The organism is Desulfocurvus thunnarius, from assembly GCF_055390965.1.
The window spans coordinates 1175695-1200517 of sequence record NZ_AP042411.1; the positions used below are offsets into that span (position 1 = coordinate 1175695).

General features: G+C 68.8%; 20 protein-coding genes. 15 read left to right on the forward strand and 5 right to left on the reverse strand.

Annotated elements, in window-relative coordinates; all coding sequences use genetic code 11:
• Nucleotides 1-19 precede the first annotated feature (19 nt).
• The gene (locus ACZ5KV_RS05120; RefSeq protein ID WP_464241271.1) at nt 20-1423 is read left to right on the forward strand and encodes an aminopeptidase; all 1404 of its coding nucleotides are present in this window, start codon (nt 20-22) and stop codon (nt 1421-1423) included.
• A 215-nt stretch (nt 1424-1638) separates the two neighbouring features.
• On the opposite strand, the gene ACZ5KV_RS05125 is transcribed toward ACZ5KV_RS05120, so the two are convergent.
• The 4 genes from ACZ5KV_RS05125 to ACZ5KV_RS05140 all read right to left on the reverse strand — a co-directional run bounded on the left by ACZ5KV_RS05125 (nt 1639) and on the right by ACZ5KV_RS05140 (nt 7045).
• Entirely contained in the window at nt 1639-3660 is a 2022-nt protein-coding gene (locus ACZ5KV_RS05125; protein ID WP_464241807.1) for a ribonucleoside triphosphate reductase, read from the reverse strand.
• Nucleotides 3560-4324, reverse strand: coding sequence for an anaerobic ribonucleoside-triphosphate reductase activating protein (locus ACZ5KV_RS05130; RefSeq protein WP_464241272.1), 765 nt, complete (start codon nt 4322-4324; stop codon nt 3560-3562). Before ACZ5KV_RS05130 ends, ACZ5KV_RS05125 begins: the two co-directional genes overlap by 101 nt.
• Nucleotides 4325-5330: 1006 nt before the next feature.
• Nucleotides 5331-6011 carry a flagellar brake protein gene (locus ACZ5KV_RS05135; protein WP_464241273.1) on the reverse strand — a complete coding sequence of 227 codons (681 nt, stop codon included), beginning with the start codon at nt 6009-6011 and terminating at the stop codon, nt 5331-5333.
• A 182-nt stretch (nt 6012-6193) separates the two neighbouring features.
• Entirely contained in the window at nt 6194-7045 is an 852-nt protein-coding gene (locus ACZ5KV_RS05140; protein WP_464241274.1) for an ATP-binding protein, read from the reverse strand.
• Nucleotides 7046-7222: 177 nt separating this feature from the next.
• Between ACZ5KV_RS05140 and ACZ5KV_RS05145 the strand changes: the two genes are divergently transcribed.
• The 3 genes from ACZ5KV_RS05145 (at nt 7223) to ACZ5KV_RS05155 (ending at nt 9223) form a co-directional block, all read left to right on the forward strand.
• The gene (locus ACZ5KV_RS05145; protein ID WP_464241275.1) at nt 7223-7909 is read left to right on the forward strand and encodes a Crp/Fnr family transcriptional regulator; all 687 of its coding nucleotides are present in this window, start codon (nt 7223-7225) and stop codon (nt 7907-7909) included.
• 148 nt (nt 7910-8057) lie between these two features.
• The gene (locus tag ACZ5KV_RS05150) at nt 8058-8582 is read left to right on the forward strand and encodes a PH domain-containing protein (RefSeq protein ID WP_464241276.1); all 525 of its coding nucleotides are present in this window, start codon (nt 8058-8060) and stop codon (nt 8580-8582) included.
• A gap of 38 nt (nt 8583-8620) precedes the next feature.
• Nucleotides 8621-9223, forward strand: coding sequence for a hypothetical protein (locus ACZ5KV_RS05155; protein ID WP_464241277.1), 603 nt, complete (start codon nt 8621-8623; stop codon nt 9221-9223).
• A gap of 136 nt (nt 9224-9359) precedes the next feature.
• Here ACZ5KV_RS05155 and ACZ5KV_RS05160 read toward each other — a convergent pair whose 3' ends face one another.
• Complete coding sequence (locus ACZ5KV_RS05160; protein WP_464241278.1) at nt 9360-11789, reverse strand: methyl-accepting chemotaxis protein; 2430 nt, start codon at nt 11787-11789, stop codon at nt 9360-9362.
• A gap of 468 nt (nt 11790-12257) precedes the next feature.
• Here ACZ5KV_RS05160 and ACZ5KV_RS05165 point away from each other — a divergent pair, with 468 nt between their 5' ends.
• From ACZ5KV_RS05165 to hmcE, 11 genes are all read left to right on the forward strand, one after another.
• Nucleotides 12258-12530: a FeoA family protein gene (locus tag ACZ5KV_RS05165; protein WP_464241279.1), complete on the forward strand. Its 273-nt coding sequence runs from the start codon at nt 12258-12260 to the stop codon at nt 12528-12530.
• 259 nt (nt 12531-12789) lie between these two features.
• Entirely contained in the window at nt 12790-13047 is a 258-nt protein-coding gene (locus tag ACZ5KV_RS05170) for a FeoA family protein (protein ID WP_464241280.1), read from the forward strand.
• A gap of 2 nt (nt 13048-13049) precedes the next feature.
• Nucleotides 13050-15236: a ferrous iron transport protein B gene (gene feoB, locus ACZ5KV_RS05175; RefSeq protein ID WP_464241281.1), complete on the forward strand. Its 2187-nt coding sequence runs from the start codon at nt 13050-13052 to the stop codon at nt 15234-15236.
• 154 nt (nt 15237-15390) lie between these two features.
• A complete protein-coding gene (locus ACZ5KV_RS05180; protein WP_464241282.1) occupies nt 15391-17823 on the forward strand; it encodes a PAS domain S-box protein in 2433 nt (810 codons plus the stop codon).
• Between the two features lie 222 nt (nt 17824-18045).
• Nucleotides 18046-18516: an RrF2 family transcriptional regulator gene (locus tag ACZ5KV_RS05185; protein ID WP_464241283.1), complete on the forward strand. Its 471-nt coding sequence runs from the start codon at nt 18046-18048 to the stop codon at nt 18514-18516.
• A gap of 618 nt (nt 18517-19134) precedes the next feature.
• Nucleotides 19135-19593, forward strand: a complete 459-nt coding sequence (locus tag ACZ5KV_RS05190; protein WP_464241285.1) for an RrF2 family transcriptional regulator — start codon at nt 19135-19137, stop codon at nt 19591-19593.
• Between the two features lie 415 nt (nt 19594-20008).
• A complete protein-coding gene (gene hmcA, locus ACZ5KV_RS05195; protein ID WP_464241286.1) occupies nt 20009-21646 on the forward strand; it encodes a sulfate respiration complex hexadecaheme cytochrome HmcA in 1638 nt (545 codons plus the stop codon).
• 35 nt (nt 21647-21681) lie between these two features.
• Complete coding sequence (hmcB, locus tag ACZ5KV_RS05200) at nt 21682-22740, forward strand: sulfate respiration complex iron-sulfur protein HmcB (RefSeq protein WP_464241808.1); 1059 nt, start codon at nt 21682-21684, stop codon at nt 22738-22740.
• On the forward strand, nt 22740-23912 hold the full coding sequence (hmcC, locus tag ACZ5KV_RS05205) for a sulfate respiration complex protein HmcC (protein ID WP_464241287.1): 1173 nt from the start codon (nt 22740-22742) through the stop codon (nt 23910-23912). The genes hmcB and hmcC overlap by 1 nt, the downstream gene beginning before the upstream one ends.
• A 12-nt stretch (nt 23913-23924) precedes the next feature.
• The gene (gene hmcD / locus ACZ5KV_RS05210; protein WP_464241288.1) at nt 23925-24068 is read left to right on the forward strand and encodes a sulfate respiration complex protein HmcD; all 144 of its coding nucleotides are present in this window, start codon (nt 23925-23927) and stop codon (nt 24066-24068) included.
• A gap of 43 nt (nt 24069-24111) precedes the next feature.
• Entirely contained in the window at nt 24112-24789 is a 678-nt protein-coding gene (gene hmcE, locus ACZ5KV_RS05215) for a sulfate respiration complex protein HmcE (protein ID WP_464241289.1), read from the forward strand.
• The last annotated feature ends 34 nt before the right edge of the window (nt 24790-24823 follow it).

Here is a 24823-nt window from a genome sequence, read left to right on the forward strand (position 1 = left end):
CGACCCGCAAGGAGACCCCATGTCCGACAAGAAGACCGACCTGACATACGAAACCCGCAACTGCTGGGACGTGTACGCCGCGCCCAAGCACCGCAAGGCCATGGACGCCCTGGCCGCCCGCTATCTGGAGTTCCTTTCCGCCTGCAAGACCGAGCGCGAGACCATCGAATACGTGCGCGCCAGGGTGCGGAAGGCCGGATTCAAGGACGGCCTGGACCACGACATGATCTGGCGCGACATGCGCGGCAAGACCATGTTCCTGGCCCGGCGGGGCAAACGGCCCCTGTCCGAAGGCGTGCGCCTCGTGGGTGCCCACGCCGACACCCCGCGCCTGGACCTCAAGCAGCATCCGCTCTACGAGGAATGCGGCGTGGGGTTGGCCAAGACGCACTACTACGGCGGCATCCGCAAGCACCAGTGGTTCGCCCGGCCCCTGGCCCTGCACGGGGTGGTGGTGCGCGCCGACGGCCAGGTGGTGGCGGTCAACATCGGCGAGGACGCGGGAGACCCGGTGTTCACCGTGCTCGACCTGCTGCCGCATCTGGCCTACGGGCAGATGGAAAAAACCGTGGCCAACGCCTTCGAGGCCGAGAAGCTGAATATCGTCTTCGGCCACGAGCCCCGGGCCAAGAAGGCCGCCAAGGGCAAGGACGGCGCGGCGCCCGACGAGAAGAACCGCGTCAAGGGCCGCGTGCTGGACATGCTCAACGCCAAGTACGGGCTGGTGGAGGAGGACCTGTTCTCCGCCGAGCTTCAGATCGTCCCGGCGGGCCCGGCGCGGCCCGTGGGGCTGGACGGTTCGCTCATCGGCGGCTACGGCCAGGACGACCGCATCTGCGTCTTCGCCGCCCTGGAGGCCCTGCTGGCCGCCGAGGCCCCGGAGCACACCCAGGTCGTGCTATTCTGGGACAAGGAGGAGATCGGCTCCGAGGGCGCGACGGGCGCCAAGAGCCTGTTCTTCGAGTATTGCATGGACGACCTCGCCCGGGCCTGGGAGCCCGGCGCGCGGCTGTCGGAAATCTTCCTGAACATGCGCGCCGTCTCGGCGGACGTGCACGGCGCCCTGGACCCGGACTACCAGGACGTGCACGAGAAGCTGAACTCGTCGCTTCTGGGCCACGGCCCGGTGTTCTGCAAGTTCACCGGCCACCGGGGCAAGGTCGGCGCCAACGACGCCCACGCCGAATACGTGGGCTTTTTGCGCAACCTGCTGAACCGCGCCGGAATTCCCTGGCAGATGGCCGAACTCGGCCGGGTGGACCTGGGCGGCGGCGGTACCGTGGCCAAATACCTCGCGGCCTACGGCATGGACATCATCGACTTCGGCCCCGGCGTGCTCTCCATGCACTCGCCCTTCGAGATCAGCTCCAAGGCCGACCTCTACGCGACCATGCTGGCCTACCGCGAGTTCCTGCAAAGCTAGCGCGGGCTGCGGCGCCGGGCGGCGCCATATGCGTGGAGATCGAAGAACGGGAAGGCCCCCGCGACGGCGTGCCGTCGCGGGGGCTTTTCCCATGCGCCAGCCTGCCGACAGGACCGGAACACCCGGCAGGCCCGCCCTCCCCCACGGGAAAGGCCCCCCGCGACACACGTCGCGGGGGGCCTTTCAGGAGGAGGAGGAAGGCAAACCGGGCGCCGCTAGCGGGCGCAAACGTCCTCGAACACCAGACGGTCCTTGTACTCGGCCTTCTTGCCGTCGTTCCAGCGGCTCACGGGGCGGTAGTAGCCCACGATGCGCGTGTAGACCTCGCTGTCCTGCCCGCAGGTCGGGCACTGGAAGTGCTCGCCCTGGATGTAGCCGTGCTCCTTGCAGATCGAGAAGGTCGGCGTGATGGACAGGAAGGGCAGCTTGGTGTTGGTGAAGGCCTTGATGATGAAGTTCTTGAGGGCCGTGGTGTCGCTCACGGCCTCACCCAGGAAGGTATGAAACACCGTGCCGCCGGTATACAGCGGCTGGAGCGCGTTCTGGTGCTCCAGGGCGAAGAGCACGTCGTCGGAGTAGCCCACGGGCAGGGCCGTGGAGTTGGTGTAATACGGCGTGCCGTTGCCCGAGGCGTGAATTTCCTCGTAGAGCTTCTTGTCGATGCGCGCCAGCCGGTAGCTGGTGCCCTCGGCGGGGGTGGCTTCCAGGTTGTAGAGATTGCCGGTCTGCTCCTGGAAACGCGCGGTCAAGTCGGCCAGATGGTGCAGGGTGCGCTGCATGAAGCGCATGCCCGCCGGGGTTTCGATGCCCTTGCCCAACAGGTTCAGGCAGGCCTCGTGGCCGCCCACCAGCCCGATGGTCGCGAAGTGCCCGGCAAAGCCGTTCTTCAGGTAGCGCGCGGACCACGGGAACATGCCCCGCGCCAGGTTCTCGTCGATCATCTTGCGCTTGAATTCCAGGGAATCGCGCGCCAGCTCGGCGTATTCGGTCACCAGATCCAGGAAGTCCTCCTCGCCCTGGGCGAGGTAGGCCAGCTTGGGCAGGTTCAGCGTGACCACGCCGATGGACCCCGTGAGATCGCCCGCGCCGAACAGGCCGCCGGTCTTCTTGCGCAGCTCGCGCAGGTCCATCTTCAGTCGGCAGCACATGGAGCGCACGTCTTCGGGGCTGATGTCCGAGTTGATGAAGTTCTGGAAGTAGGGCACCCCGTACTTCGCCGTGAGCTGGAGCAGCAACTCGCCGATTTCGCTGTCCCACGGGAAGTCGTCGGTGACGTTGTAGGTCGGGATGGGGAAGGAGAAGATGCGCCCGTCGGCGTCGCCCTTGAGCATGACCTCAATGAAAGCCTTGTTGATCATGGCCATCTCGGCGGCATACTCGCCGTAGGTCGAGTCCTGGAGCTTGCCGCCGATGATCACGGCCTCGTTGGCGATGTGCTTGGGCGGGGCGAGGTCGAAGGTCAGGTTGGTGAACGGGCTCTGCCCGCCCCAACGCGAAGTCGTGTTCAGGTTGAACACGAACTTCTGCATGGCCTGACGCACTTCGTCGTAGTTCAGCCCGTCGTGACGGATGAAGGGCGCCAGATAGGTGTCCACGTTGTTGAAGGCCTGGGCTCCGGCCCATTCGTTCTGCAACGTGCCGAGAAAGTTGTTCATCTGGCCCAGGGCGGTGTCGAAATGACGGGCGGGCCCGGCGCAGGAGCGGCCCTCCAGGTTGAAGCCCTCCAGGAGCAGGTCGCGCAGGCTCCAGCCCGCGCAGTATCCGGCCAGCCCGAAGGACAGGTCGTGCAGGTGGAAATAGCCGTGCTCGTGGGCCAGGCGGACTTCCTCGGGATACTTCTCCAGGGCGTAGCGCGCCTGGACGGTGCCGGACAGGTGCAGCATGAGCCCCTGGAAGGAGTGGGTCATGTTGGCGTTTTCCGCCACGCGCCAGTCGGCCTTGGACAGGTAGTTGTCGATGGTGTCCTTGATGTCCAGGTAGGCGGCGGTCTGCTCGCGCAGTTCGCGGCGCTTCTCGCGGTAGATGATGTACTTGCGGGCCACCTGATACAGGCGCGACTCCATGAGCACCTGTTCCACGAGGTCCTGCACGTGCTCCTGCTCGGGCACGTCGATGCCGGCCAGCTTCTGCTCGACCTTACGCGCCAGCCGCTTGGAGAGGATGGGATCCTTGATGCCGCTGGCCTTGAGCGCCTTGAATATGGCCAGGGCGATACGTTCCAGGGACCAGGTCTCCAGGCAACTGTCGCGCTTGAGAATCTGTTTGGGCATCGGTCCTCCTCTGCGGTGCAACGTATTTTTGCTCCACCAGCGTGAAGCCCGCGGGCAGCAGCCCGCGGATGGTGTCCATGTCCTCGTCCTGAAGCATCGGGACCCTGGTGGTCCGGAAATAAAAAGCCCCGGGCGCCTGGGCGGCCATGCGGAAGATGGCCTCCAGGTTCGTGCGCGCCGTGGCGGCGTCCACGCCGTCCCCCGTGAGGGCGGGATATTTGGCATAGGGGCCCTTCACGTCCACGGCGAAGGTCCGCACCAGCCCGGCGGCCAGAAGCGAGCGCACCACCCCGGGGCGCATGCCGTTGGTGTCCAGCTTCACGGGCAGGCCCAGGTCGGCCAGGTCGGTCAACAGATCCATGAGCCCCGGCACCAGGGTCGGTTCCCCGCCGGTGACGGTGATGCCGTCGAGCCACTTGGCCCGGCGCGACAACAGGCCGAGCACCTCGCCCCGGTCCAGGGCGGGCAGGCGCCCGGGGGCCCAGGCCATTTCGGCGTTGTGGCAGGTGGGGCAGCGCAGGTTGCAGCCGCCGGTGAACAGCACCGCCGCGGCGTGGCCCGGCCAGTCGCACAGGCTCAGGCGCTCGATGCCGCGCACGTGGCTCCAGGCATGATGTCCGAAAGAATGCATGGGGTCCCTCTCACGCTCCCGGCCGCTGCGGGCGGGGCGGCCCGCCGGGGTGGCGGGCAAAAAAACATGGGCGCGCCCGCTGGCCCGGCAGAGGCAAACGCTCCCGCCCGCCGCCCGGGCCGCGCGCGGGCACGGTGGGCGGCGCCAGGCCACGGCCTGCGCGCGAAATCAAAATTACTACAAGTATTTCAACAGATTAAACAATTTCTAGATAATATAGTCGAAAAGCCTGGGCGGGTAAAGGGGGGCCCGAAAATCCCCCTGCAAGGAAATTTACCGCTATTTCGACCCGTTCCCGGGCGGTGTGGACAAAGGCCCGGTTGTCCACCAAACCATGCACAGCATGACGGCACTGAAATCCACGGCTGGAGCCCCGTTCCGGGCGCCCCTGTGGACAACTTTTTTTTCGGTGTCCGCCCCGTGACGGCGCGAGCCGCCCGATGTCGTCAAGATGGAAACAACACCCTGAAAAAACATGGGATACACCGGCAGAGCAGTCGTCCACCCCCCGAGGCCGCTCCGGGCCGATTCCGCGCCCGAACCCCGGAGGGGAGCAGGAACGGCCCGGCCTCCCGCCCGGGGGCCGGGCCGGAGGGCAATGTGGACAAGAAAACAATAGCGCTGAAACATTGATGAAACCTGGGAGGCTGCGCCCGGGGAGGGTCCGCACGGTGCACCGGGTGGGCCGACCGCCGTCCGAAGCCTGCCCGGGCGGCGGAAATCGCCTCCCCCCGCGCGGGAGCGCCATCGGGACGCCCCGCCGTACACAGCCGCCCCGCGCCGCGTCGCCTCCTCCCGCGCCCGCCGACAGCCCCGCCGGGCTGGGCCGCGCAGAAAAGACCCGGACGGCAGGGCTTCCGGACGGGGCGGGACGCGCGCCAGGAAACGTCCGCGGAGCCCAAGGGGGCCACGCGGACGGAGCCGGACGGAAAAGAGGAAGCGGGCCGAACCGGGGACGCCGAAAGACGCGGAGCCCCGGCACGGCGGGCGCCCGCCAGGGGCGGGCTCAGGAGGTCAGGAAATCGGCCACGCTGTTCACGTAGCTCTCGATGCCCTCGCGCACGCCGTCGGACACGGAATCGAACATCACGCCCAGGATCATGCGGTTCTTGTTCACGGTGATGTTCTTGGCCCGCCCGGGCAGGCGCACGGGCCGGTCGGTGCCGATCATGCGGAAGTCGAGGGACAGGTGGGAATCCACGGCCACGGGCAGCGGAGCGCCGTCCGGCGTGTCGACCACCACCTGGCAGCCGCCGCAGGAGAGGTTGCGCATCATGCCCTGATATTCCGTATACTGCTCGTCGTCGTCGCCGCCCACGCCAACGCGCACGGGCAGGTAGCAATCCACGCGCTGGCACTTGCGCAGGTTGAGGATTTCGATGGTGCCCGGATAGCGCAAAAAAAGCAGCCGGAAGGGACCGGACTGGACCCAGAGCACCTCGGACTCGAAGCCGTAGACGTTGCCCTGGAACATGTAGCGCACGGTGACGCGCTTTTCGGCGTAGAGGTGGTCGCTCACGCCCGGGATACGCGGCAGGCGCAGGATGATGAACTGGCCCTTGGCCATGCCCAGGAACTCGGTTTTGAAGCGGTCGCCCAGGCCCTGGGGCTCGATGAGGACCATGGTGCCCATGGTGATGCCCAGGGCGTCGCCTTCGCGTTTGGACACGTTGAGTCTCTGGGCCACGTCCGGATCTCCTGCTCGGGTCGCCCGGGACAGCTTGGCGCCCGGGAGGGAAGAATGGCCCGACAGTATACCGCAACCGTCCGGTTTTGCAAGCCTGTTCCGCCATCCGACGGGCAAACGAAAAATCCCCGCCCGGCAGGGCCGAGCGGGGACGCGGCACGGGCAGGCCCGGCGGACGGGCCTCAGGCCGAGGCGCGCTCCAGCCGCCCCGGCCCGAAGGCGGGCGCCTGGGCCAGGATGGTTCCGTCGCGGCCCACGACGACCTCGCGCAGGGGCAGGTCCGTGCGGCCCGAGGCTGCGAGCCCCTGGCGGACCATGGCCGGCAGCCCCGCGCAGCAGGGCACCTCCATGCGCACCACCGTGACCCCGCGCACGCCCGAGCGGGCGAACAGCTCGGCGAAACGCCGGGGGTAGTCCGCGTCGCCGTCGAACTTGGGGCAGCCCAGCAGCACCACGTTGCCGCCCACGAAGCGGCGGTGGAAATCGGGATGGGCCACCGCCGCGCAGTCCGCCGCCACAACCAGCTCGGCCCCGCGCAGGAACGGCGCGTCGGGCGGCACCAGGCGGATCTGCACCGGCCAATGCCCCAGCAGGCTCGGCGGGGCGTCGTCCCCGTCCGCGGCAGGGGCCGGAACCGCCGGGCGCAGCCGGGCCGCCGCCGCCCCGGGGCAGCTCCCGGCAGGGCGCAGGGTCATGGCCGCCGCTCCCGGGCAGCCCCCGGCGGGCCCGTGCCCGGGGGCCGGGTCGGCCCCATCCCGTGTGGCGGCGTGAGCCAGGGAGCCGCCCTGCGTGGCCACGTGGGCCATGGCCGCCTCCTCGTCGAAGGCGTCGGCCTCGCGCTCCACGATGCGCAGGGCGCCGGTGGGGCATTCGCCCAGGCAGGCGCCCAGGCCGTCGCAGAAACTGTCGCGCACCACGCGGGCCTTGCCGTCCACGATGGCCAGGGCGCCCTCGGCGCACGACGGCACGCACTGGCCGCAGCCGTTGCACAGCTCCTCGTCTATCTCGATGATTTTGCGGTATTCCTTGGGCATATCGCCTTCTCCTTGTCCTTGCGGGGTGTTCGGGCGGGGGCGCGGCGCGGGCCGGGCCGTCGTCCGTCGTGCCCCCACCATATGCATTCGCGCCCCGCGCGCCTTGACTTGGGTCAAGCCGGGCCAGTTCTCCCGCAACCCGTTGCCCCCCGGCGCGCGGGATGCTAAGGCTGCGCCATGGAACTCATCGCCTTTCTCAGTTCGCGCATGGATCTCTTCCGGGGCCTGGAACCGGCGCAGATCGAGGCCGTGGCCTCCATCTGCGTGCCCGCCGACTACCCCAGGGGCCGGACCATATTCCTGGAGGGCAGCGAGGCCCGGGGGCTCTACGTGGCCATGACCGGGCAGGTCAAGATTTTCAAGCTCTCCCTGGAGGGCCGCGAACAGATCATCCACATCTACGGCCCCGGCGAGCCCTTCGGCGAGGTGCCCGTGTTCGAGGGCGGGCGCTTCCCGGCCAACGCGGAAACGACCATGGACTCCCGGGTGCTGTTCATCCCGCGCGACGGGCTGCGGCGGCTGCTGGAGCGCGACAGCACCCTGGCCATGAACATGCTGGCCGCCCTGTCGCGCAAGCTGCGCCGCTTCACCGTGAAGCTGGAAAACCTGACCCTCAAGGAGACGCCCCAGCGCGTGGCGGCCTACCTGCTGGACCTTTCGGACCGCACCGGAGGCGCCACGGAGGTGACCCTGGACATCTCCAAGGGCCACCTGGCCGGACTGCTGGGCACGGCCCAGGAGACGCTCTCGCGCGTGCTCAAGCGCCTGAGCGAGGCCGGGCTGATCCGCGTGCGCGGCAAACACATCGACCTGCTGGACCTGGACGGCCTGCAGGCCGTCAGCGACGGGGACGAGCGCGCGTAGCCGCGACGGCCCCGCGCGGCCCTGCCTGCCCGGCGGCCCGGGCGGCCCGCCGCCCCCGGGCGGGGTTGTCTTCGCTCCCGGGGCCTGCTAGGGTCCGCACCGCGAAAACGCGCAACGCACAACCGGGGCCCGCCCCAGGAGTCCTGACATGCCAGCCATGTTTCCCGTGCCCATGAGCCGCAAGGCCATCGCCATGCTCTTTTGCTTCGCGGCCTTCTCCGCCGGGGCCGCCGTGTGGAGCTTCCGCTCCGGCTTCCTGTGGACGGGCATCTGCATCCTGGCCGTGGCCGTGCCCATCATCGCCCTGTACTGGTTCATGCTCGTGGCCAACCCGGCCAACACCCGGCTTTTCGTCGAAGGCACGTCCCTGCTGGTGGACGCCCCGCCCTTCCTCAAGGCCTCCCAGCCCCTAGACGCCGTGACCCGCGCCTTCGTCTGCTCCCTGAAGGGCGAACCCGCCTTCGCGGGCCTGAAAAGCGAGGGCAGCATGGCCTTTTTCGGTTACCGCAGCGGCATGTTCCGCACGGCCGCGGGCCGCGACGTGGTGGTCGTCACCCGGGGCGACCGCGTGCTGTGCCTGGAGACCGCCGAACGCTATTTCCTGCTCGGCCCCAAGGACCTGGACGGCCTGATCGCCGCCGTAAGCGCGGTCGTTCCCGTCCGCCAGGGCTGATTTCCCCCCCTTCCCCCCACCCGTCGGAGAGGTTCCGTATGACCCGCGTGCGCGTCCTCTGTCTGCTCCTGGCCCTCGGCCTGCTCGCCGCCTGCGCCCAGCACAGCTTCGGCCCCGAGGGCGACGCCGCCTTCGCGGCCTACAAGGCCCGTCTGGCCGCCGACCCCGCCCACCGCGAAGCCTGCGAGGTCGACGGCGTGGCCATGACCCTGCCCCGGGGCTGGTTCGAGGTGCCCCTGGGCCCCGGCGCCAGCCCGCTGATCAAGCATTTCTACATCCACAGCGAGCGTTCGGCCCACGACGCCATGCTGCCCACGGTGCGCGTGTTCCTCTACCCCAAGGCGGCCGCCGACGCACTCTTCGCCGGGCCCGAGGCATACGAGACCCTGGTCGAGGAAAACATCCCCGGTTACGACAACGCCAGCGTGGACTACGACGCCGAAAACCGCGTCATCCGCCACGTCTACCGCTGCCTGGCCCCGGAACTGGGCGGGCGCCCCGTGTTCCGCTGCGTGACCCTCGCCGCCGGGGCCACCGGCGCCGTGGAGGTGCAGTACACCGACGCCCTGGAGAACCTGGCCAACGTCCAGACCTACTACCTGGACGTGGAGGAACTGATGGGCTCCATCGTGCGCCGCTGACGCGCCCGGGCGCCATACGCAGGGCGGCCCGCCGGGAAGGCGGACGGCCCCGCGGCCGGGCAGCCCTGCGCACCAACAAAAAGGCCCCCCGCGCTGTCGGCGCGGGGGGCCTTGGTTCTGCTTGCGGCGCGCAGCCTTAGGTGTGCACTTCCTGGGACAGGGCGCGCAGGGATTCGGCCAGGTCCGCCAGCCGCTGCACGTTGTCGCGGGCGCGCATCATGCCGTCGGCCGTCTCCTGGGCCACGGCGTTGACCTCGTCCACGGCGCGGTTGATGGCGTCGCTGGTGGCCGACTGCTCCTCGGCGGCGGTGGCGATGGCCCGGATGCGGTCCGCCGTGGCGGTGACCAGATCGCTGATCTCCTGGAGCGCCCGGCCCGAGGCGTTGACCATCTCCGTGGCGTGGCCCACGGCCTTGTCGGACTGGTCCACGGCGGTGATGTTCTCGCGCGCGCCGCTCTGGATGGCCCCGATGGCCTGGGCGACCTCCTGGGTGGCGGTCATGGTCTTTTCGGCCAGCTTGCGCACCTCGTCGGCCACAACGGCGAAGCCCCGGCCCGCGTCGCCCGCGCGGGCGGCCTCGATGGCGGCGTTCAAGGCCAGCAGGTTGGTCTGGTCGGCAATGTCCGAAATGACGTTGAGCACCTGGCCGATGCCCTCGGCCTTCTCGCCCAGGGCGTCCATGTTGGACTTCAGGCTGGCCGAGCGCTGGCGGACCTCGGTGATGGCTTCCACGGCCTTGGCCACGACATCCGAGCCCTCCTGGGCGCGGCGGCGCGAGCCGTCGGCCTGCTCGGCGGCCTCGCTGGCGCCCCGGGCCACGTCCATCACCGTCTCGTTCATCTGCTCCATGGCCTGGGCGGTTTCCCCGGCGCGGGCCTTCTGCTGCTCGGCGCCCTCGGTGACCTCGGCCACCTGCCCCGACAGTTCGCCCGAAGCCTCGGCGATGGACGCGGCGGCCTCGGCCACGCGCGCATTCACGCTGCGGATCTGCTCCAGGTGCGATTGCAGGGCCGTTTCCTTCTCCACCAGCGGGGTCACGTCGCGGGCGATTTCCATGCGCCCGATGACCTTGCCGTGGCAGTCGCGCAGCACGTCGGAAGTCGGCTGGATGTAGACCGTGCGTCCGCCCAGGTCGGCGGAGATGACGTTGCCCGCGTAGGCCTGGCCCGTGCGGCGGCACTGCGTGATCGGGCAGTCGTCGGTGCCGCACAGGGACGTGTTGAAGACATCGCGGCAGGGCGTGCCGCGCAGGGCTTCCACCGTGCTGTTGCCCAGGCGGGCCGTGGCCGCGTTGGCCACGATGAAGTTCATGTCGTCGTCCACGGCGAAGATGGGGTCGGGCACGGCGTTGATCATGTAGCCGTACATCTGGGTCTGGCACAGGATGGTATCGAGCTTGTGCAGCAGCTTGTTGAACCATGCGGCCAGTTCGCCCATCTCGTCGCGCGCGCTCTCGTCCAGGGTTTCGGAAAGGTCGGCGCGGTCCTCGGCGATGTCGCGGATCTTGTTCATGATCGTCCGCACCGGGCGCAGCACGCCCCGGGTGAGGAAAATCCAGGTCACCAGCACCGGCAGGACCAGGATGGCCAGCAGGATGCCGCCGATGATCGTGCCCGTGCGCCAGATGATGGCCTCGGTGGCCGAGGTGTCCAGGGAGTAGACCAGCACGCCCATCTGCTCGCCCTTGTAGTCCTTGACCGGGAAGGCGGCCAGGGCCATGTTGCCCAGGCTCTCGATGTGCTGCCCCGAGCGCCCGGCCTCCAGGAAATCGGCGCTGACGAGCTGCTCCACGGCCTTGTCCTTGGTGCCCGAAACGAGCACGAAACGCCCGTCGAGCACGGGGTTCTTCTCGGGGTCCTTCAGGCGCGAGGAGATGTGCAGCATGTCGGCGTTCATGTAGAGCAGCAGTTCCTCGCCCTGGCGGGCCGCGCCCGTGGCCAGGATCGGCCCGAACTCCACGAGGGTTTCCACCGAGCCGAGATGCTTGCCCGCGGCCGAGCGCACGGGCATCATGCCCCGGATGGCGAAACCGCCGCGGCCCAGCTCCACGCCGCCCAGGCCCCGGCCCGAGGCGTTCACGTCCAGCACCATCTGGCGGAAGGACGACAGGTCGTCGGACACGTCCATCCACTTCCCGTCGCGCTGGACCTGCTGCTTGCGCCACAGGCGCGCCAAGCTGCGGGCCGTTGGCATATGCACGTGCAGTTGGAACTTGGTGCCGAGCATCTGCTCGTAGCCGTCCAGCATGGGCGCCAGCTCGCGGCGCAGCATCTCGCGCGCCTGCTGGCTCATGGGGTCGTTCTCGTCGCGCATGTCGCCCTGGGCGGCCAGCTCCAGGGCCTGGGCCACGACGGGCATGCGCGTGAACAGCGCGGCCAGCTCCTTGGCGCGATCCGTCCCGGCCTGGATGGCGGCGTCGATTTCGGCGGCCTTGTTCCCCACGATGGTTTCCACGAAGCGGGCTTCGAGCAGGCGCAGGTTGCTCGCCAGCAGCCACAGCCCCAACCCGCCCAGCAGCAGCACCGTCGCCGCCACCGGCACGGACACCTTCAAACGGATACTCATGAAACTACCTCTGGTTTCAAAGACTGCGACGGATTGCCGCCGTCGCCCCCCCGGACAATGCAATCAGGACGCTGAATCGTTCCAGTTGATAGCACGGTTTTCAAGCTCCAGACAAGAATTCCACACGGAATGAGCTCAATTTCACAAGCCTTCACGGGAAACTCTTTCCGGATAAACCGGTTACGCTATTTCCTTCACGCGGGCACGCGGGCGGAAAGCCCGAGCCGATGCGGATCGTGGTCGTGTTGTCGATACCCCTTCGCACGGGCGGGCGGGGAGCCCGAAGCCGTATCGGAGGGCCAAAGCATACGCGGTGCACGCGGAGGACCGCAGGCCCATGCATCCGCAAGCCTGCGCGCAGACACACCCGGCCCCTCCCCGCCTCGGGCCGGAAAGTATTTTGCCCGCACCGGCGGCCGACGCGAAGACGCGCTTGACATTCATTCTCACTCTCACTATCGTCTGGCCATGCGCGGACACTGCAAGAAGCACCACGGTTGCCACGGCTGGGACGGACGGACGTTGCGCGATGCGCCCCGGGGCTGCCGGGTGCGCATCCAGGGTTTCTCCTGCTGCCCCAAGGACCGCTGCCGCCTGCTGGCCCTGGGCCTGACCCCCGGCGTCACCGCCGAGATAAGCCCCTCGGGCTGTCTGCGCGTGCGCGATGCCGACATCGTTCTGGGCGACGACCTGGCCGCCACGATCACCGTCCAGCCCCTGCCCGAGGACGCCCGGGCCTGAGCCCGCCGCCCCGCCTGCCCCCCCGAACCGAAAGCCGCCGCATCCGGCGGCTTTTTTGCGTGCGCCACCCGCCGCCCCCCTGGCGCGCGCACAGGGGCTCCCGGCGTTCCGCCCGCGCGCCGCGCCCCGGCCCGCGCGGCCACGGAGCCTTGACGGGCCAGTTGAAAAACATTATCGCCCCTGGATTCCGGCCCCTCCTGCGCCCCGCGGCGGGCGGCGCGCCCCTTCCCCCTCCCGGGCCGGACCAAGGAGCGAAACCATGCCCCAGCCCATGCGGCTGCGCGACCTCAAGGTCGGCCAGCGTGCCGTCATCCGCACCGTTTCCGCCCAGGGCGAACTGGGCCGCCGCATCCGCGACATGGGCCTTGTGCCCGGAACGGAGGTCGAGGTGGTCGGCCGCGCACCCCTCAAGGACCCCGTGGCCCTGCGCATGAAGGGCTTCACCCTCTCCCTGCGCAACAACGAGGCCGACTACGTGCTCGTGGACCTGCCCACGGCGCCCGGGGCCGGGAGCTGACCGTGGAACGCGTGAAGATCGCCCTGGCGGGCAACCCCAACGCGGGCAAGACCACCCTGTTCAACGCCATCACCGGCGCGCGCCAGCACGTGGGCAACTACCCGGGCATCACCGTGGAAAAGAAGGAAGGCGTCGCCCGGGTGGACGGCATCGACTTCCACGTTCTGGACCTGCCGGGCACCTACTCCCTCACGGCCTACACCCAGGAGGAGCTGGTGGCGCGCGACGCCCTGGTGAACGAGCGCCCCGGCGTGGTGGTGGACGTGCTCAACGCCTCGGCCCTGGAGCGCAACCTTTACCTTGCGGTGCAGATTATGGAGATGGGCCTGCCCCTCGTCCTGGCCCTGAACATGATGGACGAGGCCCGCAAGCAGGGCCTGAGCGTGGACACCGCGCGTCTGGGCGAACTGCTGGGCTGCCCGGTGGTGGAAACCGTGGCCCGCAGCGGCGAGGGCGTGGGCGCCCTGCTGCGCGCGGCGGCGGAACACGCCCGGGCCACGGGCGGCGTGCGCGCCCCCCTGGACATCTCCTACGGCCCGGACCTCGACCCCGTGCTGGCGCGCATGGCCGGGCGCATCCAGGAGGAGGGCTTCCTGGCCGGGCGCCACCCCGCGCGCTGGCTGGCCCTGAAGTATCTGGAGGCCGACGAGCAGGTGCTGGCCGCCGGGCGCGCCGCCGGGCCCCTGAGCGCCGAGCTGGAAGCCATGGCCGAGCGCGTGGCCGACCACTGCCAGCGCACCCTGCGCACCTCCCCCGAGGCCATCATCGCCGACTACCGCTACGGCTTCATCGCCTCCCTGCTGCGCCAAGGTGTGCTCACGCGCCCCGACAGCCCCTCGCGCGCCGACTTTTCGGACATGCTCGACCGCGTGCTGACCCACCGCGTGGCCGGGCCGGTGGGCATGCTCGGCGTGCTGCTGGCCGTCTACTGGGCGACCTTCACCCTGGGCGCGGCGCCCATGGGCTGGATGGAGGCCCTCTTCGGCCTGCTGGCCGACGCCGCCGACGCCGCCCTGCCCGACGGGCTGTTCAAGTCCCTGGTCATCTCGGGGGCCATCGACGGCGTGGGCGGCGTCATGGGCTTCGTGCCGCTCATCATGCTCATGTTCCTGTTCATCGCCTTCCTGGAAGACTCGGGCTACATGGCGCGCATCGCCTACATGCTCGACCGGGTGTTCCGCATCTTCGGGCTGCACGGCTGCTCGGTGATGCCGTTCATCGTCTCGGGGGGCATCGCCGGAGGCTGCGCCGTGCCGGGCGTCATGGCCGCGCGCACCCTGCGCAGCCCGCGCGAAAAGCTGGCCACCCTGCTCACCGCCCCGTTCATGACCTGCGGCGCCAAGCTGCCCGTCTTCCTGCTGCTGACGGGGGTCTTCTTCCCGGGGGCCGAGGCCGCGGCGCTGTTCCTCATCACCCTGGGCGCCTGGGCCGCGGCCCTGCTGGTGGCCCGGCTGCTGCGCTCCACGGTCATCACCGGCCCGAGCACGCCCTTCGTCATGGAACTGCCGCCCTACCGCCTGCCCACCCTGCGCGGCATGCTCATCCACACCTGGGAGCGCACCTGGCAGTACATCAAGAAGGCCGGCACGGTGATCCTGGCCATTTCCATCCTGCTCTGGGCGGCAATGACCTTCCCGGAGCTGCCCGCGGAGCGCACGGCCATGTACGCCGCCGAACGCGAGGCCCTGGCCGCCCTGGCCGCCGAGCCCGGGCAGGACGCGGCCGCCCGCGACCTGCTGGCCCGGCGCCTGGAGCTGGTGGACAACACCGAGCGCGAGGCGGCCCTGCGCCACTCCCTGGCCGGGCGCGCGGGCGCGGCCCTGGAGGCCGTCACCGCCCCGGCGGGTTTCGAGTGGCGCACCAACATCGCCCTGGTGGGCGGGTTCGCGGCCAAGGAGGTCATCGTCTCCACCCTGGGCACGGCCTACTCCCTGGGCGAAACCGACCCCGAGGACGCCAAGCCCCTGGCCGACCGCCTGCGCGCCGACCCGCACTGGTCGCCGCTGCACGCCGTGGCGCTCATCGTGTTCATCATGCTCTACGCGCCCTGCTTCGTCACCGTGGTCGCCATCCGCTCCGAGGCCGGATCGTGGAAATGGGCCGCCTTCTCCGTGGTCTTCAACACCGCCCTGGCCTACGCCCTGGCCGTGGCCGTCTTCCAGGGCGGACGCCTGCTGGGCCTGGGCTGAGGCCCGGGCCCGGCGCCCCGCACCCGCCCTTCCTCCCGCCCCGGCCAAGCCTTCGGACCTGCCGCCCGGTCTGCGGCCCGGCCTGCGGCCTGTTGCCAGAACCCCACCTCTGAGGTATGGAAATCCCAGGCGCGCACCAGCGCGGGAGGGACGGATGACGGCACGCACCGGCGGGCTGCGCCACAGCCTGCTGACCAAGATCTTCGCCTCGGTCAGCCTGACGCTGCTCGCGGGGGTGGCGGGCTGGACCTGGTTCAACCTGCACCACCAGCGCCAGACGACCATGGAACACATGGTCACCGGCGCGGACAGGCTGTCCAACACCATCCGCCTGGCCTCGCACTACGCCATGCTCCACAACTCGCGCGACGACCTGCGCCAGATCATCCGCAACGTCGGGCGCCAGCGCGACGTGGAGGCCGTGCGCATCTACGACAAGCACGGCACCATCCAGTTCTCCAGCATCTACGGCGAGGTCGGGCAAAGCACCAACATCAAGGCCGAGGCCTGCGACGTTTGCCACCGCGAAACCCCGCCGCGCGCCAACGCGCCCCTGGACCAGCGCACCCGCATCTTCACCGCGCCCTCGGGCGCGCGCATGCTGGGCATCCTCACGCCCATCCACAACGAGCCCTCCTGCTCCGGCCCGCCCTGCCATTTCCACCCCCCGGACAAGACCGTCCTGGGCGCCATGGACATGGTTCTCTCCCTGCGCGAGGCCGACGCCGGGCTGGCCGTCTACCAGCGCAACTCCATCGCCCTGGCGGCCCTGGTCTTCCTGTTCACGACCTACATCATCCTGCTCTTCGTGCTGCGCTTCGTGAAGGAGCCGGTGCTGGCCCTCATCCAGGGCACACGGCTCATCGCGCGCGGCGAGCAGATCCCCATGGACGACCTGGACGAGGCCGACGAGATGGGCCAGCTCGTGGCGGCCATCAACCGCATGGGCCGCGACATCTCCGCCAAGCAGGCCGAACTGAACCGCCAGCGCGACGAATACCAGGGCCTGTTCGAGACCGTGCCCTGCCTCATCACCGTGCAGGACCGCAACTACCGCCTGCTGCAATACAACCGCGAGTTCGCCGAACGCTTCGCGCCCCAGGCCGGGGACTTCTGCTTCCATGCCTACAAGGGCCGCGACGAACGTTGCGAGAACTGCCCGGTGGAGAAGACCTTCCGCACCGGCAGGCCGCACTTCAGCGAGGAGGCGGGCTACAACAAGGACGGCTCGCGGGCTTACTGGCTGGTGCACACCAAGCCCATCCGCAACGAACGCGGCGAGGTGGTGGCGGCCATGGAAATGTGCCTGGACATCACCCAGCGCAAGATGCTGGAAGAAAAGCTCGAACGCTCCGAGAACAAATACCACGCCATCTTCAACCAGATTCCCAACCCCGTCTTCGTCCTGGACCGCCAGACCCTGGACATCCTGGACTGCAACGACGCCGTGCTGCCCGTTTACGGCCACCCCCGCGAGCGCCTGTTGGGAACGTGGTTCCCCGCGCTGTTCGCCGGGGGCGACCCCGCCGGGCACGCCGCGCGCCTGCGCAGCGAAAGCGCCCTGAACCAGGTCCGCCATCTGACCAGCACCGGGCGGCCCATCTATGTGGACATCAGCCTGGCCGCCTCGGAATACGCCGAGCGCCCCGTGCTGCTGGCCATATCGCGCGACATCACCCACCGCCTGGAAACCGAGCAGCAGCTCATCCAGGCCAGCAAGATGGCCACCCTGGGCGAGATGAGCACCGGCGTGGCCCACGAACTGAACCAGCCCCTGTCCGTCATCCGCACCATCTCCGGCTTTTTCATGCGCAAGCTGCGCAAGAAGGAGCCCATGGACGAGAAGACCTTCATCCTCATGGCCGAGGGCATCGACCAGAACGTGGAACGCGCCGCGCGCATCATCGAGCACATGCGCGAGTTCGGCCGCAAGTCGGGCCTCAAGCTGGAGCGCGTGCACCTGGACGCCGTGCTGCGCAAGGCCTTCGACATCTTCGAGCAGCAGTTCCGCGTGCACGGCATCGTCCCGCGCTGGGAACTGGCCGAAAGCCTGCCTCCCGTGCTGGCCGAGCCCAACCGCCTGGAGCAGGTGGTCATCAACCTGCTCATCAACGCCCGCGACGCCATCGAGGAGAAGCGCGCCGCCGCCGGGGCCGACACCGCGCCGCCCGCCCCATCCGGGCCGCCCGTGCCGGGCACCGCCACGGACCCCGACGCCGAAGCCCCGGCCCCGGACGAGGTCCGCCTGCGGACCATGGTCCGCGACGGGCGCGTGATCATGGAGGTCGAGGACACCGGCACCGGCTTCCCCCCGGGCATCGCCGAGAACCTCTTCGTGCCCTTCTTCACCACCAAGGAAGTCGGCAAGGGTACCGGCCTGGGTCTGTCCATCAGCTACGGCATCGTCAAGGATTACGGCGGCACCATCCAGGCCGAGTCCCTGCCCGGCGGCGGCGCCCGGCTGCGCGTGGAGTTCCCCCCGGCCCCGGAGAACGGCCGGGACGCCGAAGGCGGGGACGCACCCTCCGGCCGCGACATGGGCTCCCCTCCGGGTGCATCCCAAGGCACGCCCGGCGCCGCCTCCTGAGCGGACATCCGCCGTCGCCCTCCGTGCGCCCGGCGCGTCCCAAGGCCGACAAGCCGCCTCGCGGCACGCAGCCCCCTTGACGAAAAGCCATATCCCGCGTAGCGTTAAAGCGGTTTGACGAAAGTGCCGCAACACTCGTTGTGGCCACCCTTCGCCCCAACTCACACCCGGACGGTATTGTACGCGATGCGGATTTCCACCCGCAGCCGGTATGGCACTCGCATGATGCTCGACATTGCCCTGCATGCCGACGACGGCCCCGTGCGCATCCAGGACGTGGCCGAACGCCAGGGCTTGTCCCTCAAGTATCTGGAAAAGCTCGTGCGACTGCTCAAAGACGGCGGATTCATCGACTCCAAGCGCGGGCCCAAGGGCGGGCACCTGCCCGCCAAGCCCCTGGACCAGATCACCGTGGGCGCCCTGGTGCGCGTCCTCGAAGGCGACACCATGCTCGTGGAATGCTCCTCGGACAGCCACTGCTGCGTCAACGAGCCCATGTGCCTCACCCGCCGCGTCTGGAAGGCCGCGGCCAACGCCATGTTCGAGAAGCTGGAAACCATCACCTTCGCCGAACTGGTCCAGGAACTGCGCCGCAACCACATGCTCGGCCTGCTGCCCGACCTGTTCCCCGACGTGCCGGAATCCGAATGCCGCACCGCCCGGGACATGGCCGCCACCTTCCGGCATCCCTAGCCGGGGCGCGCCTTTCCCGGCTGCCGCAAGGATTCGGGAACGGGCCGCCCCCGCGCGCCGTAAGGGCCGGGCGACGCGCGTCGCCCGCCCCGGATGTCGAGAGCCGGTGAAGCCCCGCCCCGGCGGACCGCGACCGCCAGCTCCGCCCGCTCCGGTCACAATCCGCCTCTCCGGCGGCTCCGAACGCCCCCTCCTGCCTCCCGGTTCCGCATCACCCCGGTCGCCCCACCCCCTTGGAGCGGCTTTTGGCGGCGGGGGGAAGGCTCCCCTCATCCCTGGCCGCCCTCACCATGCGCAATGCCGGGTGCGGCTTTTGGCGAAAGGAGGAAGAATCCTCTCTCCTCCGCCAGCAGCAGCCCCCACCGCCCCCGTCCCGCTCCGGCCCGGCATTGCACCGCTCCGCTCCGGCCCACTCCGGCCCGGCACGGCCTCCCCCAGGAATTCGGGAAAAATTTCCCGACTTGGGAGGGAGGGCTTTTCCGGCCTTGACGGGCACGGCAAAATTCCATACCTACGGCGTAGAGTTTCAAAACGCGGCACGGCGTCCATCCCCCCACCATTGCGTGCTTGCCCCGCGCGCAAAACGCCTCCGTGTGCCGTCCAATCAGGGACAGTTCCATGCGTTTGACAACCAAAAGCCGCTATGGCGCCAAGATGTTCCTGGACATCGCCCTGCACAGCGATGACGGTCCGGTACGCATCGGCGACATTTCGCGGCGCCAAGGCATCTCGGTAAAGTACCTGGAAAAGCTCATCCGGGCCCTCAAGGACGCCAAGTACATCAAAAGCAAGCGCGGCCCCAAGGGCGGGCACCTCATCACCCGGCCCCTGGCGGATATCTCCGTGGGCGACATTGTGCGCGTGCTGGAGGGCCGGCGCCAGATCAACGAATTCCTGACCGCCGACGAGGCGGCCAGCGACGAACGCTGCGTCACGCGGCGCGTCTGGCGCGAGGCCAGCGTGGCCATGTTCGAGAAGCTCGACTCCATCTCCTTTTCGGAACTGGTGGACGAAGCCCGCTCCTGCCCCAGGGCCGGGTGCTGCTTCAAGGACCTGGACGCCCCCCCGGCGAGCTAGTTTGTGCGCACACTCAGCGTTTGCCCCCCGGTTCGCCGGGGGGCATTCTTTTCCCCAATCCTCCACGAATAATTCTTTTTTTCACATTTCGACACCGGAACGGCAATTCCATACTTGACGGGTATATTCCCATTCTATACTCTCCAGGGAGACTTTTTCCTGGAACGGCGTAACATAGCGGAATACCGCATGATTCAGGCCTCCCTGAGGGGCAATTCAGGGAACCTGGATCTTCCGCCATACGCCGCGCCGGAAGGGGAGCAGCCACAGACCGCTCGCCGTCGGCCGGTGGGAGGACGGCCCGGGGCGCATGGGCGCCCGGGGCCGCCGGGATGGCCGGAGGATGCGAACTGCGGATGCGATGCGTTGCATTGGCCGTGGACGTTACATTTCAGCCAAAGGAACGAGGGACAGCATGAAGAAGGGAAGATTCCTGGCGCGATGGGCCGGGGTCGTCGCCGTTCTCGCAGCGCTTTCCGCATACGCCATCGAGGCCGTGGGGGTGGTGCCGACACCGCCCAGCGGCGGCGGGCGGGCCGACATCCTGATGATCGACTCGCTTGCGGCGTTCGGAGCGCTCGAAGAGGCGCCGGTCGCTTTCCGGCACGACCAGCACACCGAGGCCCTTGCCAAGCTCGGCAAGACCGACTGCGCCACCTGCCACGAGTCCGAAAAGGACCGGCTGGTGCCGAAATTCAAGCGCCTGGCCGACACCGATGCCAGGACCGTCAAGGCCGTCTACCACGACAACTGCATCGGCTGCCACAAGGACCTGGCCGCCCAGGGCCAGCCCACGGGCCCTACGGACGCATCCTGCCGCAGTTGCCACGCCTCCGCCCCGGCGGACGCCTCGGCCTGGACGCCCATCCATATGGACAAGTCGCTGCACTTCCGCCACCTGGATTCCAAGTCCGTGGCGCGCGACGCCGAGGGCCGCACCTGCGCGGCCTGCCACCACGAGTATGACCCAGCCGCCAAGAAGCCGGTCTACGCCAAGGACAAGGAAGACTCCTGCGCCGCCTGCCACGGCCCCGAAGCCGTTTCCGGGCCCGACGGCGTGGTGCGCTCCGTGCGCGACGCCGCGCACCTGGCCTGCGTGTCCTGCCACGTGCAGATTGCCGCCAAGGGCGCCGACTCCGGCCCCGTGACCTGCCAGGGCTGCCACACCGCCCAGGCCCAGGCCGCCGTGAAGGTCGTGGCCGACGTGCCCCGCCTGGAGCGCGGCCAGGCCGACGCCGTGCTCATGGGCCTGCCCGCCGCGCCCGCCCCGGGCGCCCGGCCCGTCAAGGGCCTCATGAGCCCCGTGGCCTTCAACCACAAGGCCCACGAGGGCTACGTCAAGGACTGCCGGAGCTGCCACCACGAGAAGATCGCCTCCTGCTCCGCCGAGTGCCACACCAGCGCGGGCAACGAGAAGGGCGGCTTCGTGACCCTGGAGCAGGCCATGCACAAGGCCTCGGCCCAGGAAAGCTGCGTGGGCTGCCACAACCAGCGCGCCGCCGAGCCGCAGTGCGCCGGATGCCACGACCTCATGCCGCGCACCCGCGTGAGCCAGGCCACCTGCGCCTCGTGCCACGACAAGGCCCTGGAGCCCGCAAGCCCCGAGGCCGCGCAGGCCCTGACCGACGACGACAAGGCCGCCCTGGCCCTGGCCGCCGCCCAGGCGCGCAAGCCCGTGGGCACCTACGACCTGGCCGACATTCCCGAGACCGTGACCATCGGCGACCTCTCCGACAAGTACGAGGCCGCCGAATTCCCGCACCGCAAGATCGCGCAGACCTTGCTTGCCGCGGTCGAGGCCAGCCCCATGGCGAGCTACTTCCACCGCGAGCAGGGCACCTTCTGCCAGGGCTGCCACCACAACAGCCCGGCCTCGGCCACCCCGCCGCGCTGCGCGAGCTGCCATGCCGCCACCCCCGGCACCGGAACCGACGCCAGGCCCGGCCTCATGGCCGCCTTCCACCAGCAGTGCATCGGCTGCCACCAGTCCATGGGCCTTGAAAAGCCCGCCGCGACCGCCTGCGCCGACTGCCACAAGGAACGGAAGAAGTAGGGAACCGCAGCCAACCAGAGGAATCGCATATGTCCATCAATCGCAGAACGTTTCTCGGCCTGCTCGGCGCAACCTCCGTTGTGGCCGCCACGGGCCAGGCGGCGCACGCTGCGGGCAACCACCACTTCGAGGGCTACCCCGGGGCCAAAGGCGTGCTGTTCGACGCCACGCGCTGCATCGGGTGCCGCAAGTGTGAAGAGGCCTGCAACGTGGTCAACGAGCTGCCCCGGCCCGAGAAGCCCTTCGACGACCTGACCGTCCTCGAAGCCAGGCGCCGCACCACCGAGAAGGAATACACCGTCGTCAACCAGTACCGGACGGCGCGCCCCGGCGTGGTCTTCCGCAAGCAGCAGTGCAACCACTGCCAGGAGCCCGCCTGCGCCTCGGCCTGCTTCGTCAAGGCCTTCTACAAGACGCCCGAGGGCGCCGTGGTCTACGACCCGAGCCTGTGCGTGGGCTGCCGCTATTGCATGATCGCCTGCGCCTGGAGCGTTCCGGCCTACGAGTACGACGAAGCCCTGTCGCCGCGGGTGATGAAATGCACCATGTGCCACCCGCGCCTGCTTGAGGGCAAGCTGCCCGGGTGCGTGGAGGCCTGCCCCAAGGGCGCCCTGACCTTCGGCACCCGCAAGGAGCTGATCGAGGTCGCCCGCCAGCGCATCCGCAACTACCCCGACCGCTATGTGGACCACATCTACGGCGAAACCGAGATGGGCGGCACCAATTGGCTGTACGTCTCCGGAGTGCCCTTCGGGGAGTTGGGTCTGCCCGAAGACCTGGGCACCACCAGCGCCCCCGAGCTGACCTCCGGGGCCCTGGCCGCCGTGCCCGTGGTCACCGGCCTGTGGCCCGTCCTGCTGGCCGGCCTGTACTCCATCTCCAGGAAGCGCGAGAAGCAGGAGAAGCAGGACAAGGAGGCCGCCGTGGCCGCCGCCCTCAAGAAGGCCGCCGAGCAGGCCGAAGCCAAGCTCGCCGCCGAGCTGGAAAAGGCCGAGGTCGCCAACAAGCGGCGCATCGAGGTCGAAGTCAAGAACGCCGTGGAGCAGGCCATGCAGGCCAAGGACACGGACTCCAACGAGGAGGGGCAGTCCTGATGCACGCCGAAAACACTCCCGCAGGCCGCTCCGCGCTGACGCCGTTCACCATCGTGGCCGGCATCATCGTCATCATCGGCCTGGTCCTGACCTGGCTGCGCTTCACCGGCGGGCTGGGCGCGGTGACCAACCTCGACCACAACAACCCCTGGGGCATCTGGATCTCCTTCGACCTGCTGTGCGGCGTCGCCCTGGCGGCCGGAGGATACACGACCACCGCCGCCTGCTACCTGTTCGGCATCAAGCGCTTCCACAGCGCCGTGCGCCCGGCCCTGCTCACGGCGTTCCTGGGCTACGCGCTGGTGGTCTTCGCCCTGCACTACGACGTGGGCCGCCCCTGGCGCCTGCCCTACCCGGTCTTCCTCTCCCAGGGCACCTCGTCCCTGCTGTTCGAGGTCGGCCTGTGCGTGTTCATCTACCTCTCGGTGCTGGCCATCGAGTTCACGCCCATCGCCTTCGAGTGGCTGGGCCTGAAGAAGCTGCGCAACATCGTCCACGGCTGGACCATCGCCCTGACCATCATGGGCGTCGTGCTCTCCACCATGCACCAAAGCTCGCTGGGAGCGCTGTTCCTCATCGCCCCCAACAAGCTGCACCCGCTGTGGTACTCGACCTACCTGCCGCTGTACTTCTTCATCAGCTCCATGTTCGCGGGCATGTCCATGGTGCTCTTCGAGAGCACCCTGGCCCACAGGAACTTCCATCACCTGATGGACGCCGCCCACCGCGAGGAGGCCGACGGCGTGGCCCTGGGCTTCGCCAAGGCCTGCTCCTGGGTCATGTTCGGCTACCTGGTCATCAAGGTGCTCGGCCTGGCCCTGGAGAACAAGTGGGCCTACCTGGGCACGGGCTGGGGCGCGTGGTTCCTGGTGGAGCTGGCGGGCTTCGTGGCCATGCCCTGCCTGGCCTACGCCATCGGCTACCGCGACAAGAACATCGGGCTCATCAAGGCCACGGCGGCCTGGACGGTGCTCGGCATCGTACTCAACCGCTTCAACGTGAGCCTTGTGGCCTTCAACTGGCAGTTGCCCTCCGCCGAACGCTACTTCCCCTCCGCCATGGAGATCGGCGTGTCGGTGTTCGTGGTCACCGTGGGCCTCATCGTCTACCGCTTCGTCGTGACCCGCATGCCCGTGTTCCACGAACACCCGCAGTTCAAGGGCGAGCACTAAGGAGAGACCGTCATGGAACACGCAATCCACACCCTGGTCGATTTCATGATCTACTCCAAGGGCTGGACGTACACGCTCATGGGCCTGGGCCTCGTGGCCGCGCTGGGCTTCTGGCGCTTCCTTACCGGACGCGAAAACAAGCAGCGCCTGTACTAGCCCCTGTGCGACCCCAACCCGCCATCATCGAAGGAGCCTGAACATGTATGAATTCCTGACCGGACCCATGCTGTGGGTGACGTTCACGGTCTTCATCGTCGGCTGCATCTGGCGCGTCGTGCGATATGTGCGCGGCCTGTCCTGGCAGCTCGACCGTGTGGCCTACCGCCCCCACTTCGCCCTGGGCGCCAAATTCGCCCTGAAGTCCGTTTTCTTTTGGCTGGTGCCCTTCGGCAGCCGGAGCTGGCGCGAAAAGCCCGGCATGACCATCCTGTTCTTCGCGTTTCATATCGGCATCGTCTTCGTGCCCCTGTTCCTGGAGGCCCACGCCGTCATCGCCAAACAGCGCCTGGGCATCGACTGGCCGTCCATGCCCGCCGGGCTGGCCGACGGGCTGACCGTCGCCATGCTCGTGGCCGGGGTGGGGCTCGTCATCCGCCGCCTGGCCCTGCCCGAGGTGCGCATCATCACCACCGGGTACGACTACCTGCTGCTGGCCGTCACCATGGCGCCCTTCGTCACCGGGCTCATCTGCCGGCTGGACCTGCCGGGCAACCAGGGCTGGCTGCTGGCCCATCTCGTCACCGGCCACCTGATGCTCCTGGCCATCCCGTTCACCAAGCTCTCGCACATGGTGCTCTACTTCTGCTCCCGGGCCCAACTGGGAATGGACTTCGGCATCAAGCGCGGCGGCGAGCGCGGCCGGGGCATCGTCTGGTAAGCAACGCCATCCATGCCTACGGGGCAAGGAGAGA